Consider the following 16,931-nt stretch of genomic DNA (forward strand, 5'->3'; position numbering starts at 1 on the left):
GAACATCATGCCGACGTACGTTCATTCCATGCATCAACAAACTGAATATTGCCGTCACAATAGGTCCAGGTCGCTTTTTCGTAGCGCAATTGAATAGATTCAAGATGACCAGTACTAGGGCAATTACGTGTATCGTTAACAATAGGGGAGATAGAGACAACTTTTACACCTTCCAGCTCCGTTCTAAAATATTCAACTTCCCAACCTGCATCATTAATTCGGTAATATCTAATCTCAACCTTCTTAAGGTTTTGCCCTGTCGCTACCGCCTTATAAAGATAGGGAGATGAGCTATCAATCTCCTTCTCGAACAGGAAAGGAGCATGTTTCCTCGTTCCGGTTAATCTTCCGGAGAGTGGATCGGCTGGAATACTCAAATTATGGGTCAAGCCTCTAGTTTCAACACTCCCTTCACGATCCTGAACATCACATGAACCTTTAATGAGTGAGCCACCGTCGTCATATAACCAAATGTGAACAGGTACGGCCATTATAAAAACTCCTTTTATAAATCAATCGTGTATCCATTTACCTGCTTGTACCGCTTCGGCAAACATTCTTACCGTCAATGGCTTTGATATTTGCTTAACCGGTTCTTTAGTGAACCATTTCCTGAAAAACCAGGTTTGAGTCCATGGGAAATAATTTTTAGTGTTAACTTCGATAAGATACTCTTTTTCGAATCTCTCAATAGCATATACAATATCATCCAGATCGGTGTAATCCTGTAAAACATCATCTATCTCAAGCGGAATTCTCTTGCCCGCAAATGTTCCTTGTTCTGGTAAATTGTCCCTGAAGAATTTTAAAACATCAGCTTCACTGTTCATCTTCACCAAATCCGGTCTTTTGGGTGAGCAATCGTATTATATTTTGAAAGCGTTTTGTAACTTATCATAGCAACATCTGCAGCAAATATGGTTATCCCTAGTGCAGGTATCCATCGGCCAATGAACGCACCTAAGTTTTTGGTATACATTGGTTTTCTGTATTTAAAGCTTGCTAGTGTAATTGTAGGTAGTCGGTGTGGAAGCTGTACATTCAGTAGATCTCGGAGGTATTTAGATGCTACAGATGTGCCTATTGTAGCCGTTTCCGGTTTTGTTCTGGTTTCAAGTATAGGTAAACCAAGAATGATAGTGGCCATCATTACTGCATCCTTTAATCCGCCGAACTGTTCATCGGTGGCATCCAGAAAAATCCAAAAAAATAACTCAGATGCGGAGATGTTACATACACCTTTATAAAAGTATGTTCCATTGAATTCTTCAACGGTGTCCATAGTATAACCATCAGGTGGTTTGTTGAGCTGCCATCCTATAAAAAATAAAGGGCTGAGAGTAGGACATTCATCTTTATAAATTCCGAAATATTCTCGTTGTAAGGATGATATGATTTTTTGAGCTGTATCACCTTTAGAAAATTTTGTCTGCGTTTTTGGATTTCATAGAATTTTTTACTCGGAATGTAGAAAATCCTTATAAACATTGTGACTTTTTTCTCCCTCGCTAAGGATATGATTTTCACACATCAACAATAAGCACCTGCTGCTCTGATTCGCAATCGCTGGCGATCGGAAACCTATAAAAACAACTGTTTACCCTACAAATAAGCGAGTGCCCAATGGATACGGCAACAAACAGCAGTGTGATCGTGAGTGATTCCCCCGCGGCAAGGCGAGCGGGAATGAGTGACAGCGAATGGCGAGAGGCGATTAAATTCGACAGCACCGATACGGGCTGGGTCATCATGAGTATCGGGATGGCTATCGGCGCGGGGATTGTTTTTCTCCCCGTGCAGGTAGGATTAATGGGGCTGTGGGTATTTTTGCTCTCATCAATAATTGGCTATCCGGCCATGTATTTATTCCAGCGTCTGTTTATTAATACGCTGGCGGAGTCACCGGAATGCAAAGATTATCCGAGCGTGATAAGCGGTTATTTGGGTAAGAACTGGGGCATCTTATTAGGCGCGCTCTATTTTGTGATGCTGGTGATCTGGATGTTTGTCTATTCCACTGCCATCACCAACGACAGCGCCTCCTATTTACACACCTTCGGCGTAACCGAAGGGCTAGCGTCTGAAAACCCTTTCTACGGCTTATTCCTGATCTGCATTCTGGTGGCGATCTCCTCACGTGGTGAAAAGCTGTTGTTTAAAGTCTCCAGCCTGATGGTGCTTACCAAGCTGTTTGTGGTTGCGGCGCTGGGGCTGTCGATGATTGGCCTCTGGCATTTAGCCAACGTAGGTATGCTACCGCCGATGGGCCTGTTGATTAAAAACGCCATCATTACGCTGCCTTTTACCTTAACCTCAATTCTCTTTATCCAGACCCTGAGCCCGATGGTCATCTCCTATCGCTCACGGGAAAAATCAGTTGAAGTGGCGCGCCATAAAGCGCTGCGGGCGATGAATATTGCCTTTGTTGTGTTGTTTGTGACGGTCTTTTTCTATGCTGTCTCTTTCACCCTGGCGATGGGGCACGATGAGGCGGTAAAAGCCTACGAGCAGAATATTTCCGCCCTCGCGATCGCGGCGCAGTTTATCAGCGGCGACGGCGCGGGCTGGGTCAAAATCGTCAGCGTGATCCTCAATATTTTCGCCGTCATGACCGCCTTCTTCGGCGTCTACCTCGGTTTTCGCGAGGCTACGCAGGGCATTGTGATGAATATCCTGCGCCGAAGAATGCCGACGGAGAAGATCAACGAGCGCACCGTCCAGCGCGGCATCATGCTGTTCGCTATTCTGCTGGCCTGGAGCGCGATAGTGTTAAACGCTCCCGTGCTCAGCTTCACCTCTATTTGCAGCCCGATTTTCGGCATGGTGGGCTGTCTGATCCCTGCATGGCTGGTCTACAAAGTTCCGGCGCTGCACAAATATAAAGGCGTATCGCTGGTGATTATCGTCATCACCGGGCTGCTGCTTTGTGTTTCTCCTTTCCTCGCATTCTCCTGAGGGCAAATAAGGTCGTAACGATGTCTGAGCTAACAAATCCTTTATGGAATCATTTTATTCGCGCGGTGCAGGAAGAGGTTAAACCTGCGCTTGGGTGTACGGAGCCTGTCTCACTGGCGCTGGCCTGTGCGATAGCCGCAGAGCAGCTATCCGGTGAGATCACGCAGGTTGAAGCGTGGGTGTCGCCAAACCTGTTGAAGAATGGGCTTGGCGTTACGGTGCCGGGTACGGGCATGGTCGGGTTGCCCATTGCGGCGGCGCTGGGCGCCATTGGCGGTAATGCGCAGGCCGGGCTGGAGGTGCTGAAAGATGCCTCAGCTGAGGCGCTGGCGCGCGCTAAATGCCTGCTGGCCGAGGGTAAGGTACAGGTGACGCTACAGGAGCCTTGCGATGAGATTCTCTATTCCCGCGCCTGCGTTTACGCGGGTGACGCCTCGGCAATGGTCACCATCGCCGGCGGGCATACGCGGGTGGTGGAGGTGGTGCGACAGGGCGAAACCTGTTTCACGCTTGGCGATCTTCAGGGCGAGCGTAGAGACGATCCGCTGAAGGTCCTTTCCAGCGTCTCGCTGTCGCAAATCCTCGAGTTTGTGGAACAGGTTCCCTTTGAGGCGATCCGTTTCATCCTGCAGGCGGGGCGGTTGAACGATGCGCTATCCCGTGAAGGACTCAGCGGAAAGTGGGGGCTGCACATTGGCGCAACGCTCAGTAAGCAGCGCTCGCGCGGATGGATGGCGCAGGATTTGGGCTCAGACATTGTTATCCGTACCAGCGCAGCCTCGGATGCCAGGATGGGCGGCGCGACGTTGCCAGCGATGAGTAACTCAGGCTCCGGTAATCAGGGGATCGCGGCCACCATGCCGGTTGTCGTGGTTGCTGAGCACGTTCAGGCCGATGACGAACGGCTGGCGCGGGCGCTGATGCTTTCGCATCTAACGGCAATCTATATTCACTACCAGCTTCCACGTCTGTCGGCGTTATGTGCAGCGACAACCGCTGGAATGGGCTCAGCCGCAGGGATGGCGTGGCTGATGGGCGGAGACTACCGGACAATTTCAATGGCGATAGGTAGCATGATCGGGGACGTTAGCGGGATGATCTGTGACGGCGCCTCTAACAGCTGCGCAATGAAAGTCTCAACCAGCGTCAGCAGCGCATGGAAAGCGGTGATGATGGCGCTGGATGATACTGCCGTGACGGGCTACGAGGGGATTGTGGCGCACGATGTGGAGCAATCCATAGCCAACCTGTGTTCGCTTGCGTGTCGCTCGATGCAGGAAACGGATCGGCAGATTATTGCGATTATGGCAGGAAAAGTGTCGTGATTTAATCCAACCCGTTCCCCTCACCCTAACCCTCTCCCACAGGGAGAGGGAACCGATCGAGCGAGGGGGCGTGTTTATCTTAAACCGGCAAATCAATCAGCAGCGCGCGCAGCGGCGTATCCGCCACCAGGGTAATATTCGCTTCGTCACGAATAAACGCCCCGTCGCCGCAGGTGAGCGCTTCTTTCTCTTCCGTGTGCGTCACCGCATGCACGGTCCCGTGAATCGACTGCAGATAGGCGCGCGGGCCGTGGAGCTGGAAGCTCGCCTGTTCGCCTTTCTTCAAATCGATATGATGCAGCCACACCTGCTGGCGCAGCTGCAGGCTGCCTTTGCTGCCGTCCGGCGACGCAATCAGCTGCTGCTTATCGCCGGCTAAATCTATCTTCTGCACCAGCGGGTTTTCCCGCTCTGGGCAGGCATCCAGCCACAGCTGCATACGGGTCAGCGTTTTGTCTTTGCTGAGGTTATGCTCGCTGTAGCTTATGCCGGGCTGCGTGGAAATTAATAACGCTTCGCCAGCCTTTGCCTGGACATGATTGCCCTCGCTATCGCGGTATTCTGCCTCGCCTTCCAGGATCAGGTTCAGGATATCGACTTTCGGGTACGTACGCGGCTGGAAGGAGGCGCCCGGGGCGAGCACTTCCTGATTCAACACGCGCAATGAAGCGTAACCGAGGAGTTTTGGGTCAAAGTAGTGTCCAAAGGAAAAGGTGTAGCGGGCCTGCAGCCAACCGAAATCGGCTTGTCCGCACTGTTTAGCTGTTCTTGTCGTAATCATAAACTTGACCTCTCTTTACACTAAAACAATGGTAAAGGTATGGACGCTGCATTGTTAGCCAGATATTCTGCCCGGTATGTTCAAATTTCCTGAATGAGAACGAGATGGCTAAAGAGAGAGCATTGACGCTTGAGGCGCTTCGCGTCATGGACGCGATAGACCGGCGTGGCAGCTTTGCCGCTGCGGCAGATGAACTGGGGCGCGTTCCGTCTGCGCTGAGCTATACCATGCAGAAGCTGGAGGAAGAGCTGGACGTGGTGCTTTTTGACCGCTCCGGTCATCGAACAAAATTCACCAACGTTGGCCGTATGCTGCTGGAACGTGGACGGGTGCTGCTAGAAGCGGCGGACAAACTCACCACGGACGCCGAAGCGCTGGCGCGCGGCTGGGAAACGCATCTGACGCTGGTGACCGAAGCACTCGTGCCCACAGAAGCGCTGTTCCCGCTGGTAGACAGGCTGGCCGCAAAAGCCAATACCCAGCTGTCGATCATCACCGAGGTGCTGGCAGGCGCGTGGGAGCGGCTGGAGACGGGCAGGGCGGATATCGTGATTGCGCCGGATATGCACTTCCGCTCTTCGTCTGAAATCAACTCCCGCAAGCTTTATAGCGTGATGAACGTCTACGTCGCCGCGCCGGATCACCCGATTCATCACGAGCCGGAGCCGCTCTCTGAAGTGACGCGCGTGAAGTATCGCGGCGTAGCGGTAGCAGACACCGCGCGCGAGCGCCCGGTGTTAACGGTACAGCTGCTGGATAAACAGCCGCGTTTGACCGTCACGTCGCTGGAAGATAAGCGCCAGGCGCTGCTGGCGGGATTGGGCGTGGCGACGATGCCTTATCCGTTTGTTGAAAAGGATATTGCCGAAGGGCGGCTGCGCGTAGTCAGCCCGGAATACACCAGCGAAGTGGATATTATTATGGCGTGGCGACGCGACAGCATGGGCGAAGCCAAATCGTGGTGCCTTCGCGAAATACCAAAGCTCTTTGCCCACCACAATAAATAATATCGTAGGCCCGGTAAGCGTAAGCGCCACCGGGCTCTGATTTACATGCCGGCTTTCGGGTCCGGACCAAAGCGGTTTTCACCCGGCGTGCCGTTCTGGCAGTTGAAGATCAAAATCACGATCCAGCCAATGACCGGAATCAACAGCAGCAATAACCACCAGGCTGAACGATCGGTATCATGCAGGCGGCGGAACTGCACGGCCCAGGAAGGCAGCAGAATAAACACGCCGTAAATTGACGTCAGAATGCCTTCACCCCCCGCCCGTTCCCAGCCAAGAATTTTATCGATAATGCCCAGCACCATGATGAGAACGAAGTTCACCAGAATGAACATCCAATATTCTTTGCGGCGGGCGCGGCCACCAAATCCAACGTAGTTGCGCAGTACTTTTAAATACCAGTCCATTTTTCCTTGCCTCTTTAATCAGTCAATCACTTGTTTTCTAAGCGATCGAGGTAAGGATAGATGGATATGATGAATTAAAAAAGGGTATCTATTGATACCCTTTATATTTATCCGAAGCGGACGTCGCGCCCGTGCGGTTCATCCAGATCCTGCCACGGGCCAATGGAGATAATGCCCGTTGGGTTAATGGTCTTATGGCTCCGGTAGTAATGGGTGCGGATATGGTCAAAATCGACCGTTTCGGCAATGCCCGGCATCTGGTAGATGTCGCGCAGGAAACCATACAGGTTCAGATAGTCGCTGATGCGATGCTTATCGCACTTAAAGTGGGTGACGTAGACCGGATCGAAGCGTACCAGCGTGGTCCAGAGGCGGATATCCGCTTCCGTCAGCCGATCGCCCGTCAGGTAGCGGTGCTGGCCGAGGATCTGCTCCAGACGCTCCAGGGATTCAAACACTTTCCCGACCGCTTCGTCGTAGGCTTCCTGGCTGGTGGCAAAGCCGGCCTTATAGACGCCGTTGTTTACGTTGTCGTAGATCCAGCCGTTAAGCTCGTCAATCTTGCCGCGCAGCTCAACCGGATAGTAATCCCCGGCGCGAGCGCCGTGCGCGTCAAACGCGGTATTGAACATGCGGATAATCTCCGCCGATTCATTGCTGACGATCGTCTGGTTTTTCTTGTCCCACAGCACCGGTACGGTGACGCGACCCGTGTAGTGCGGATCGGCGCGCAGATAAAGCTGGTAGAGGAAATCGTGGTGGTAAAGGTCATCGCCGGTGGCGGCAGGGAAATCACTGTCGAACGTCCAGCCGTTTTCCAGCATCAGCGGGTTCACCACCGAAACCGGAATGAGCGATTCGAGGCCTTTCAGTTTACGCACAATCAGCGTGCGGTGCGCCCACGGGCAGGCGAGAGAGACGTACAGATGATAACGATCTTTCTCCGCGGCAAAACCACTTTCTCCGCTTGGACCGGCTGCACCGTCAGCGGTAAGCCAGTTACGGAAGGCCGAAACAGAGCGCTTGAAGCGACCACCGGTGGATTTGGTGTCATACCAGACATCCTGCCAGACGCCGTCTACGAGTTGTCCCATTTTTTTCTCCTCCGTCAGATAGCAAAAGCGAGGAGATATCTCCTCGCTTTGAATTTATTCAGTATAGCGTGCTTACCACTTCTTATTCAGAAGGCGGTCGATGCTGTACGCGCCTGGACCCGTGATAGCCAGCAGCAGGAAGCCGCCTGCGATGGTCAGGTTTTTCATGAACATCAGGGAGTTCACGCCTTCAGCAAAGTTGCTGTGGAAGATGAACGCCGTCAGCAGGGTAAAGCCTGCGGTGAACAGTGCAGTGGTGCGGGTCAGGAAGCCGAACAGCACTGCCAGGCCGCCGCCGAACTCAAGCAGAATGGTCAGTGGCAGCAGGAACCCCGGCACGCCCATGGCTTCCATATACTGCTGGGTACCCGCATAGCCGGTGATTTTGCCCCAACCTGCGGTGATGAACAGAATTGGCATCAGAATACGCGCTACCAGTACACCAACATCTTCTAATTTTTTCATTTTACTCTCCAGGAAACCACATCAGCGGCTGAACTTTAAATGTGTGCAAATTCGGGTAGATACCGCGTCTTTGCTGTCGATGGAGAGAATCATAAACGGGGCGTGAGACAATTGTTAGCAAGGAAAACTGTCAATCTTTATCAAAGATATTGAGTAAGGGAGCGTGCGGGCTGGTGCCCTCACCCCATCCCTCTCCCACAGGGAGAGGGTGCAAAAACAAAAAACGGTAACCAGGGTTACCGTTTTGCTTTTATCACCGTAACTGCTGCTGACGAATCGTTGATTTCACCAGACGCCAGGCGCTCCAGGCACCAAAGCCGCGCCGTGCCCAGCGGATCAGCATATTAGGATGACGAACGGACCAGATAGCCATCACGCTGCTACCGACCAGCGCCCATGAGCGCAGGCTCAGGACGGTGTTCCAGCCGCGGTCAAATCGACGGGTTGATTCAACCCAGTCGCGACGGCTGGCGGCCAGATCCAGCCGCTGCTGCTGGATCTGGCTCAACAGATAGGCCTTTCGCTTTTGACGTTCGGCTGTGCTGCTCACGATTTATCATCCTCCAGCAGCGAACGATCGTTGGCTAACTCCTGGCGCGTATGGCGCAGGAAGGTGGACGTGCGCGCTTTGTGCAGCGTCCAGAGGCCGCCAATCAGTGCTGCAACCAGCAGAACGACGGTGGTGGCAATCATGGCATTGAGCCGATACTGCGGATCAATTGCCCAGATGATTAACACCATCAGGCTCATCAGACCGAAGGCGGCGAAGAGCATGGTAAGTCCAAGCATCAGCAGCATCTGGAAGAGATTCGCTTTCTCCTCTTCCAGCTCGACGACTGCCAACCGGACGCGCGTTTCGGCAATGCCGACCAGCGTGGTTAAAATACGCTGGCCGATACCGAGGACGTTATTAGCAGGCCCTTGTGCGTGACGAGGATCTTCCATAATCAGCGACGCGTCAGCAGAACACCAAGCACCACGCCCACTGCGGCACCAATGCCTACACCCGTCCATGGATTATCACGAACGTACTCATCTGCACGCGCGGCGGCTTCACGGGTCTGTTTTGCCAGCGCATCACCGGTTTCACCCAGGCGATAGCGGCTCTCTTTCAGCGCTTGCTCTGCTTTGCTGCGCAGTTTGCTGACTTCTTCTTTCGACTTATCGGCAGAAGAGTTCAGCACCTCTTCCAGGGTGTCCGCCAGGGATTTCAGCTCAGCGCGCAGATGTTCTGAAGTTGTATCTTTTGACATGATTCTCTCCTGTTAAGATTTCCGTTAACTTAATAATCGCGAGCTTCCAGCGCTTTCAGTTCGTCCTGCGCTTCTTGCAACTTCCTCTCGCGTTTAGCAATCTTATCCGCATCCCCTTTCTCTTTCGCTTCCTGCAGGTCTTGAAGGCGCTCGGCTATCTCGTCCTTTTGCTCAGCGATTTTTTTCTGATGATCGGCACGCAGCTTGCTATCCGTGCAATTGTCTTTCACTTCGCTCAGCGCTTTTTTCAGGCCGTCCACACGGTGCTGATTGTTATGCTTTTCGGCATAGCTGATTTCACGCTGAATATCCTTTTCTTTCTCCTGACAGAGAGAGGCGGCGAAGGATGCTGTGCTTAAAGAAAAAAGGGCCAGAGCCAGAGTGATGCGGTATTTCATTATCGAAACCTTCCATTGTGTTACGGCGTGAGCCGTGTTCCAAATTAATGCGAAGAACATCTGAGGGGTGCTCCGCATACTTAAGCATAGTAAGTAAACGGGGGATTCACCAAAGTGAGTGAAAAGATTCGGAATCCTGGTAATTATCCAAACCGATGCGACGTATCGCGTAACCGTGACATCCATGAAGCAACGTGGCTATCGTCATCCTGCTGAGCAATGATGTAACCCTGCGGCAGGGTTCGGTCAAGCACTGCTTTAGCCGCTGCGCTTTGTGCGCTTGAGTCAAATTTTATCAGCAGCACATCGTCCTGCGGCGTGATGCTCTTGAAGCGGATCCCGTTTGCGTCCAGGTGGTGCCAGACCGAAAAGCCGTCCGGCACGCTGGCACCCTGTTTGACAGGGCGGATAGCCAGCGTTGACTCTTGATGCTGTAACGCAGACCATACCACAATCAACGCGCTGAACATCATCAGCACGACCATGGCATAAGACAAGCGACGCAAAGAGATCCGGGGGGAAACCATGGTTAACCCCTGGCCCCGTATTTCTTTTTCCACAACACCACCAGCGAACCTACCAGACCGAAGACCAGAAGGACGACGGGCAGCAGCATCAGACACGACATGAGCTGGTCTTCGTATTTCATAAAGACCGGCGTTTTGCCCAGGGCGTAGCCCAGCGTGGTCAGGATCAGGACCCACAGCAGGCCGCTCATCCAGTTAAAGAACTGGAAGCGGGCGCTGCTCAGCCCGGAAAGCCCGGCGATCGTAGGTAAAAGGGTGCGAACAAACGCGATAAAGCGGCCGACCAGCAGCGCTGAAAGCCCGTGCTTGTGGAAAAGATGGTGCGCGCGCTGATGGTAATGCGCCGGAAGGTGCGAAAGCCAGTTTTGGACGAGCCGCGTATTGCCAAGCCATCGACCCTGAATGTAACTCACCCAGCAGCCGAGGCTGGCCGCTATGGTCAACAACACCACGGTCTGTGGGAAAGACATCGCCCCTTTTGCACAGAGTACGCCGACCAGAACCAGCAGGCTGTCGCCCGGTAAAAAGGCGGCCGGAAGCAGTCCGTTCTCAAGAAACAGGATCATAAACAGGACGAAATAGAGCATGCCAATCATGGAAGGGTTGGCCAGCGTTTCGAAATCCTGAGCCCAAAGGGCGTTCAGTAGTTGGGTCAAAAGTTCCATTCAGTGTTCCTGGAAATCGGTTAACGTCTCGCCTGTTATCCGGGAAAAACAGCACGGCGACGTTGTTATGATTTCATTATGGTCGCTCGCGGACACATTGAGGTGTGGCCAACACTGTTCCCTGTTAATTGGCTGGTTAGCAAGCACTAACTTACAAAATAACGAAGTGAATCCAATTGTAACAAAGCCCGACGTTCTGCGTCACAGAATTTGCAGGGGTGAAATGATTTTGGCGTAAGGCCGGGGAGGGAGCGAGGAGTTTTACAAAGGCTGACACTATATATGTTTTGCTTACCCCTGGGTCCCGAGAGGCGCAGCGAAGCGCCTGCCAGGAGAAAGGGAAACTATTTTGCCTGATTGGCCGCCGTATCGAGGTGAACGACAGGATTATCCGCAAAAAGATAGCGATCGGCGTTAAATTCGAAGTCGTCACTGGTTTCATTGAACAGCATCAGCTTGGTGTTTTCCAGGTGCTGCCACATGGCCAGCTTCGCGGCATGCGGATCTTTGCGAATCAGGGCTTTAAGAATCTGGTCGTGATCGTCACACCAGTTATCCACGGTGCGCAAATCAATATGATCGTGCAGTTTCTTCCAGTACGGGTTGTGAACGCGCTGAGTCCACATTTTTTCCACGATTGCGGCCAGCGCCGTATTCTGGGTTGCCAGCGCCACCTGAACGTGAAACTGAAGGTCCCATTCGGAATCGCGGAAACATTTTTCCTTACGCGCGTTCTCCTGAATTTCCATCAGCTTCATGATGTCCTGCTTGGTCACCTGGGTCGCCGCAAATTCCGCAATATTGCTTTCGATCAGCTGGCGAGCCTGGAGCAGCTCAAACGGACCGTAGCTGGCAAATTCCAGACTTTCGTCCGGTGCGGGGGAGTGTTTTGCCTGGTTTGAAATAACGTGAATACCGGAACCTTTGCGTACCTCAACGTAGCCTTCTACTTCCAGCATGATGATGGCTTCGCGCACCACCGTGCGGCTCACGCTTTTTTCGTCCGCAATAAAACGCTCAGCGGGAAGTTTATCACCAACAAGATAGACGCCTTGCTCAATGCGATCTTTCAGCTCGGCGGCAAGCTGTTGATATAAACGACGTGGTTCGGTGATTTCCATATGCGCTCCAGGCAGGGTACGGCGATATATTTGTTATACCACTTTTGCGCATCAGTCTCCAGATTCCGCCATGAAAAAAGCCGCTACAGAGCGGCCTTTAAATGCCCGGCGGCGCTTCGCTTGCGCGGGCCTACGGGGTTTGTAGGCCGGGTCAGGCGAAGCCGCCACCCGGCACTGCAGCGCTAACTCTGCGTTGCCGGCCCCCCAAGGGACTCTTTTGCCAGCTCGTCTGCGGATTTGCTTTTCAGCACCGTCCAGATAACTACCGCGCCCAGCAGGTCGAAGATAGCCAGTACCGCGAACAGCGGGCTGAAACCGATAGTATCTGCGAGCGCACCGACCACCAGCGCAAACATGGTGCTTGCGGTCCAGGCAGCCATGCCGGTCAGGCCGTTGGCGGTGGCCACTTCGTTACGACCAAAGACGTCGGAAGAGAGCGTAATCAGCGCGCCGGACAGGGACTGATGGGCAAAACCACCAATACACAGCAGACCAATTGCAACGTAAGGGCTGGTGAAGAGACCGATCATGCCCGGGCCAATCATCAGCAGCGCGCCCATGGTGACCACCATCTTACGGGAAACAATCAGGTTTACGCCGAACCAGCGCTGGAACAGCGGTGGCAGGTAGCCGCCGACGATACAGCCCAGGTCAGCGAACAGCATTGGCATCCAGGCGAACATGGCGATCTCTTTCAGGTTAAAGCCGTACACTTTAAACATGAACAGCGGGATCCAGGCGTTGAAGGTACCCCAGGCCGGTTCTGCCAGGAAGCGCGGCAGGGCGATACCCCAGAACTGACGGGTGCCCAGGATCTGCCAGACGGACATTTTTTTGCCGTTGTCGGTCTGGTGCTGAGATTCCTGACCATTAATGATGTAGTCACGTTCTTCTTCAGAAAGTTTTTTCTGGTCACGCGGGTGTTTATAGAAGATCAGCCACGCCATTGCCCAGGCAAAGCTCAGCACACCGGAGATGATGAACGCCATCTGCCAGCTGTGCATCACGATAGCCCACACCACCAGCGGCGGTGCAATCATCGCGCCGATGGAGGAACCCACGTTGAAGTAGCCTACGGCAATTGAACGCTCTTTTGCCGGGAACCACTCGGAGCTGGCCTTGAGGCCTGCCGGGATCATTGCTGCTTCAGCCGCACCGACCGCACCGCGCGCCAGTGCCAGACCGCCCCAGCTGCCTGCCAGTGCTGTTGCACCGCAGAAAACCGCCCATGCTACGGCGAAGAAGGCGTAACCGATTTTGGTACCCAGAACATCCAGAACATAGCCTGCAACAGGCTGCATGATGGTATAAGCCGCGGAATAAGCAGCAATGATGTAGGAGTATTGCTGCGTGGTGATATGCAATTCTTCCATCAACGTTGGAGCCGCTGCTGCCACGGTGTTACGCGTCAGGTAGCCCAGCACGGTGCCGAGCGTCACCAGTGCGATCATATACCAACGTAACCCTTTAATTTTACGCATGTAAAACCTCATCGTTATGTTATTTCCGTGCCGGGGCACGGCAACAACTCAACCGTTGCCGGGAGCTGTTCTGTAACGGGAGGGGCGTAACCGGGAAAACTTCCCGGAACGGCCCGAACCTTGCCATAAGTAATCGTGCATAAGTCGGTTTCCGTACCGTTAAATCCGATGTCTCTAACACCGGCAATGCATTCCGTCGGCTTATAGTTTGCGACGGCGAAAAGATAACTTGTCATACAACTTTAAAAGGTGAGTGACATCACAAAAGTGTGATTCTTTGTGGGGACATTATTCGGTTTGAATAAAGCCAGTACTGGCGCGGCCTGCGCGAGGGTTTACTCCATTTGGGGTAATTTATTTGTCGACGTTTATTGATCTAACTCACGAAAAAAACTTCGGTGGGTGGAAATTGGTGTGATAACTTTGCAGCATATGAACATACGCTTTCAGACGCTCTCGTTACGAGGAAGACGATAATGACGCCGTTTATGACCGAAGATTTCCTGCTAGATACTGAATTTGCTCGCCGCCTGTATCACGACTACGCAAAAGACCAGCCGATTTTCGACTACCACTGTCATTTACCGCCGCAGCAGGTTGCCGAAAATTACCGTTTCAAAAACCTGTATGACATCTGGCTGAAGGGTGATCACTATAAATGGCGCGCCATGCGCACCAACGGCGTGGCCGAGCGCCTGTGTACCGGTGACGCGACCGACCGCGAGAAGTTTGACGCCTGGGCGGCTACCGTGCCGCATACCATCGGCAACCCGTTATACCACTGGACGCACCTCGAGCTGCGTCGTCCGTTTGGCATCACCGGTAAACTGCTCTCCCCAACTACCGCGGATGAAATCTGGGATCAATGTAATGAGCTGCTGGCGCAGGATAACTTCTCCGCGCGCGGCATCATGAAGCAGATGAACGTGAAGATGGTCGGCACCACTGACGATCCTGTCGACTCCCTGGAGCACCACGCGGTCGTCGCTCAAGACGCCTCTTTTGATATCAAAGTGCTGCCAAGCTGGCGTCCGGATAAAGCCTTCAACATTGAGCAGGCCACCTTTAACGACTACATGGCGAAGCTGGCTGAAGTGTCTGACACCGACATTCGTCGTTTTGCCGACCTGCAGAGCGCGCTGACCAAACGTCTGGATCACTTTGCGGCGCACGGCTGTAAAGTGTCTGACCACGCGCTGGACGTGGTGCTCTTTGCCGAGTCTAACGAAGCCGAGCTGGACAGCATTCTGGCGCGCCGCCTGTCCGGTGAAGCGCTGAGCGAGCACGAAGTTGCCCAGTTCAAAACCGCTGTGCTGGTCTTCCTCGGCGCGGAATATGCCCGTCGCGGCTGGGTGCAGCAGTACCACATTGGCGCGCTGCGCAATAACAACCAGCGTCAGTTCAAGCTGCTGGGCGCGGACGTGGGCTTCGACTCCATCAACGACCGCCCGCTGGCGGAAGAGCTTTCTAAGCTGCTGAGCAAACAGAACGAACAAAACCTGCTGCCGAAAACCATTCTGTACTGCCTGAACCCGCGCGATAACGAAGTGCTGGGCACCATGATCGGTAACTTCCAGGGTGAAGGAATGCCGGGCAAGATGCAGTTCGGCTCCGGCTGGTGGTTTAACGATCAGAAGGACGGCATGGAGCGCCAGATGACGCAGCTGGCACAGCTGGGCCTGTTAAGCCGCTTTGTCGGCATGCTGACCGACAGCCGCAGCTTCCTGTCCTACACTCGCCACGAGTACTTCCGTCGCATTCTGTGCCAGATGATTGGCCGCTGGGTGCAGGCTGGCGAAGCCCCGGCGGATATCCAGCTGCTGGGCGAAATGGTGAGAAACATCTGCTTTAACAATGCGCGTGATTACTTCGCCATTGAACTGAACTAAGGCCGTTTGAGGTTGATATGCAATACATCAAAATCCATTCGCTGGATAACGTTGCCGTCGCGCTGGCGGATCTGGCCGAAGGGACGGAAGTCACTTTCGATAACCAGTCCGTCACGTTACGCCAGGCCATTGGACGTGGACATAAATTTGCCCTGATCCCCATTGCGAAAGGGGAGAACGTGGTGAAGTACGGCTTGCCCATCGGCCATGCGCTGGCGGATATTGCGCCGGGTGAGTACATTCATTCCCACAATACCCGCACCAATCTCAGCGATCTGGATGAGTACAGCTATCAACCTGATTTCCAGGCGGAAGCCGATCAGCCGGCGGATCGTGACGTTCAGATCTACCGTCGCGCCAGCGGCGAGGTGGGGATCCGCAACGAGCTGTGGATCCTCCCGACCGTCGGGTGCGTTAACGGGATCGCGCGTCAGATTCAGACGCGCTTCCTGAAAGAGACCAACGATGCCGAAGGCACCGACGGCGTGCATCTGTTTAGCCACACCTACGGATGCTCCCAGCTGGGCGACGACCACATCAATACCCGCACCATGCTGCAAAACATGGTGCGCCACCCGAATGCGGGCGCGGTGCTGGTGATTGGCCTCGGCTGTGAGAACAACCAGGTCGACGCCTTCCGCGAAACGCTGGGCGAGTTCGACCCTGAGCGCGTGCACTTTATGGTGTGCCAGCATCAGGACGACGAGGTGGAAGCGGGCCTGGAGCAGCTTCACCAGCTGTACGACGTTATGCGCCACGACAGGCGCGAGCCGGGCAAGCTGAGCGAGCTGAAGTTTGGTCTGGAGTGCGGCGGGTCTGATGGCCTGTCCGGGATCACCGCCAACCCGATGCTGGGCCGTTTCTCGGACTATACGATCGCCAACGGCGGTACCACCGTGCTGACCGAGGTGCCGGAGATGTTTGGCGCAGAGCGTATTCTGATGAGCCACTGCCGCGACGAAGAGACGTTTGAGAAAACCGTCACCATGGTGAACGACTTCAAACAGTACTTCATTGCCCACAACCAGCCGATTTATGAGAACCCGTCGCCGGGGAACAAAGCGGGCGGTATCACTACGCTTGAGGAAAAATCCCTCGGCTGCACCCAGAAGGCGGGCGCCAGCCAGGTGGTTGACGTGCTGCGCTACGGTGAACGCCTGAAATCGCATGGCCTGAACCTGCTGAGCGCACCGGGTAACGATGCGGTTGCCACCAGCGCGCTGGCCGGTGCCGGTTGTCACATGGTGCTGTTCAGCACCGGGCGCGGCACGCCGTACGGCGGGTTTGTGCCGACGGTGAAAATCGCCACCAACAGCGAGCTGGCGGCGAAGAAAAAACACTGGATCGACTTCGATGCGGGCCAGCTGATCCACGGCAAAGCGATGCCGCAGCTGCTGAATGAATTTGTCGATCTCATCGTGGAATTTGCTAACGGCAAGCAGACCTGCAACGAGAAGAACGACTTCCGCGAGCTGGCGCTCTTTAAGAGCGGTGTGACGCTTTAATCGGTGCGGCCTGATGCCCTCTCCCACGGGAGAGGGTACAAACACTAAAACGGCAACC

General features: G+C 53.9%; 20 protein-coding genes. 5 read left to right on the forward strand and 15 right to left on the reverse strand.

Features of this window, described 5'->3' with window-relative positions; genetic code table 11:
* Positions 1–5 precede the first annotated feature (5 nt).
* Genes D5067_RS03020 through D5067_RS03030 form a run of 3 tightly spaced genes read right to left on the reverse strand, consistent with a single transcriptional unit; the run spans position 6 to position 1,282 of the window.
* Positions 6–491 (reverse strand): Hcp family type VI secretion system effector, encoded by a 486-nt coding sequence (locus tag D5067_RS03020; RefSeq protein WP_119936886.1) that lies wholly within the window; start codon positions 489–491, stop codon positions 6–8.
* 21 nt (positions 492–512) lie between these two features.
* The gene (locus tag D5067_RS03025) at positions 513–830 is read right to left on the reverse strand and encodes a DUF1493 family protein (RefSeq protein WP_119936887.1); all 318 of its coding nucleotides are present in this window, start codon (positions 828–830) and stop codon (positions 513–515) included.
* Positions 831–832: 2 nt separating this feature from the next.
* Entirely contained in the window at positions 833–1,282 is a 450-nt protein-coding gene (locus tag D5067_RS03030) for an STM2901 family protein (protein WP_119936888.1), read from the reverse strand.
* Positions 1,283–1,623: 341 nt separating this feature from the next.
* Between D5067_RS03030 and D5067_RS03035 the strand changes: the two genes are divergently transcribed.
* On the forward strand, positions 1,624–2,955 hold the full coding sequence (locus tag D5067_RS03035) for an SLC5/6 family protein (RefSeq protein WP_119936890.1): 1,332 nt from the start codon (positions 1,624–1,626) through the stop codon (positions 2,953–2,955).
* 20 nt (positions 2,956–2,975) lie between these two features.
* Positions 2,976–4,280, forward strand: coding sequence for an L-cysteine desulfidase family protein (locus tag D5067_RS03040; protein WP_119936891.1), 1,305 nt, complete (start codon positions 2,976–2,978; stop codon positions 4,278–4,280).
* Positions 4,281–4,359: 79 nt separating this feature from the next.
* Here the strand turns inward: D5067_RS03040 and D5067_RS03045 are convergent, their stop codons facing one another.
* Positions 4,360–5,061: a pirin family protein gene (locus D5067_RS03045; protein ID WP_119936892.1), complete on the reverse strand. Its 702-nt coding sequence runs from the start codon at positions 5,059–5,061 to the stop codon at positions 4,360–4,362.
* A 104-nt stretch (positions 5,062–5,165) separates the two neighbouring features.
* Here D5067_RS03045 and yhaJ point away from each other — a divergent pair, with 104 nt between their 5' ends.
* Positions 5,166–6,068, forward strand: coding sequence for a DNA-binding transcriptional regulator YhaJ (yhaJ, locus tag D5067_RS03050; protein WP_119936893.1), 903 nt, complete (start codon positions 5,166–5,168; stop codon positions 6,066–6,068).
* Positions 6,069–6,109: 41 nt separating this feature from the next.
* On the opposite strand, the gene D5067_RS03055 is transcribed toward yhaJ, so the two are convergent.
* The 11 genes from D5067_RS03055 to D5067_RS03105 form a co-directional block, all read right to left on the reverse strand.
* Positions 6,110–6,475, reverse strand: a complete 366-nt coding sequence (locus D5067_RS03055) for a DUF805 domain-containing protein (RefSeq protein ID WP_119936894.1) — start codon at positions 6,473–6,475, stop codon at positions 6,110–6,112.
* A gap of 107 nt (positions 6,476–6,582) precedes the next feature.
* Complete coding sequence (locus D5067_RS03060) at positions 6,583–7,569, reverse strand: glutathione S-transferase family protein (RefSeq protein WP_119936895.1); 987 nt, start codon at positions 7,567–7,569, stop codon at positions 6,583–6,585.
* Between the two features lie 72 nt (positions 7,570–7,641).
* Positions 7,642–8,034 (reverse strand): DoxX family protein, encoded by a 393-nt coding sequence (locus D5067_RS03065; RefSeq protein WP_003862651.1) that lies wholly within the window; start codon positions 8,032–8,034, stop codon positions 7,642–7,644.
* Between the two features lie 253 nt (positions 8,035–8,287).
* Positions 8,288–8,584 (reverse strand): YqjK-like family protein, encoded by a 297-nt coding sequence (locus D5067_RS03070; RefSeq protein ID WP_119936896.1) that lies wholly within the window; start codon positions 8,582–8,584, stop codon positions 8,288–8,290.
* Positions 8,581–8,979, reverse strand: a complete 399-nt coding sequence (locus D5067_RS03075) for a phage holin family protein (protein ID WP_119936897.1) — start codon at positions 8,977–8,979, stop codon at positions 8,581–8,583. The genes D5067_RS03070 and D5067_RS03075 overlap by 4 nt, the downstream gene beginning before the upstream one ends.
* A 2-nt stretch (positions 8,980–8,981) precedes the next feature.
* Positions 8,982–9,287: an ElaB/YgaM/YqjD family protein gene (locus D5067_RS03080; protein ID WP_008503141.1), complete on the reverse strand. Its 306-nt coding sequence runs from the start codon at positions 9,285–9,287 to the stop codon at positions 8,982–8,984.
* A gap of 29 nt (positions 9,288–9,316) precedes the next feature.
* Positions 9,317–9,685, reverse strand: coding sequence for a DUF1090 domain-containing protein (locus D5067_RS03085; RefSeq protein ID WP_119936898.1), 369 nt, complete (start codon positions 9,683–9,685; stop codon positions 9,317–9,319).
* A 143-nt stretch (positions 9,686–9,828) separates the two neighbouring features.
* Positions 9,829–10,212 (reverse strand): EnvZ/OmpR regulon moderator MzrA, encoded by a 384-nt coding sequence (mzrA, locus tag D5067_RS03090; protein WP_119936899.1) that lies wholly within the window; start codon positions 10,210–10,212, stop codon positions 9,829–9,831.
* Between the two features lie 2 nt (positions 10,213–10,214).
* On the reverse strand, positions 10,215–10,877 hold the full coding sequence (yqjA, locus tag D5067_RS03095) for a DedA family general envelope maintenance protein YqjA (RefSeq protein ID WP_119936900.1): 663 nt from the start codon (positions 10,875–10,877) through the stop codon (positions 10,215–10,217).
* 344 nt (positions 10,878–11,221) lie between these two features.
* Entirely contained in the window at positions 11,222–11,998 is a 777-nt protein-coding gene (exuR, locus tag D5067_RS03100) for a transcriptional regulator ExuR (RefSeq protein WP_119936901.1), read from the reverse strand.
* A 182-nt stretch (positions 11,999–12,180) separates the two neighbouring features.
* The gene (locus D5067_RS03105; protein WP_119936902.1) at positions 12,181–13,479 is read right to left on the reverse strand and encodes an MFS transporter; all 1,299 of its coding nucleotides are present in this window, start codon (positions 13,477–13,479) and stop codon (positions 12,181–12,183) included.
* Positions 13,480–13,955: 476 nt separating this feature from the next.
* Here D5067_RS03105 and uxaC point away from each other — a divergent pair, with 476 nt between their 5' ends.
* Positions 13,956–15,368, forward strand: a complete 1,413-nt coding sequence (gene uxaC / locus D5067_RS03110; protein ID WP_119936903.1) for a glucuronate isomerase — start codon at positions 13,956–13,958, stop codon at positions 15,366–15,368.
* A 17-nt stretch (positions 15,369–15,385) separates the two neighbouring features.
* Entirely contained in the window at positions 15,386–16,873 is a 1,488-nt protein-coding gene (locus D5067_RS03115; RefSeq protein WP_119936904.1) for a UxaA family hydrolase, read from the forward strand.
* The last annotated feature ends 58 nt before the right edge of the window (positions 16,874–16,931 follow it).

Source organism: Enterobacter huaxiensis (assembly GCF_003594935.2).
Taxonomy (GTDB): domain Bacteria; phylum Pseudomonadota; class Gammaproteobacteria; order Enterobacterales; family Enterobacteriaceae; genus Enterobacter; species Enterobacter huaxiensis.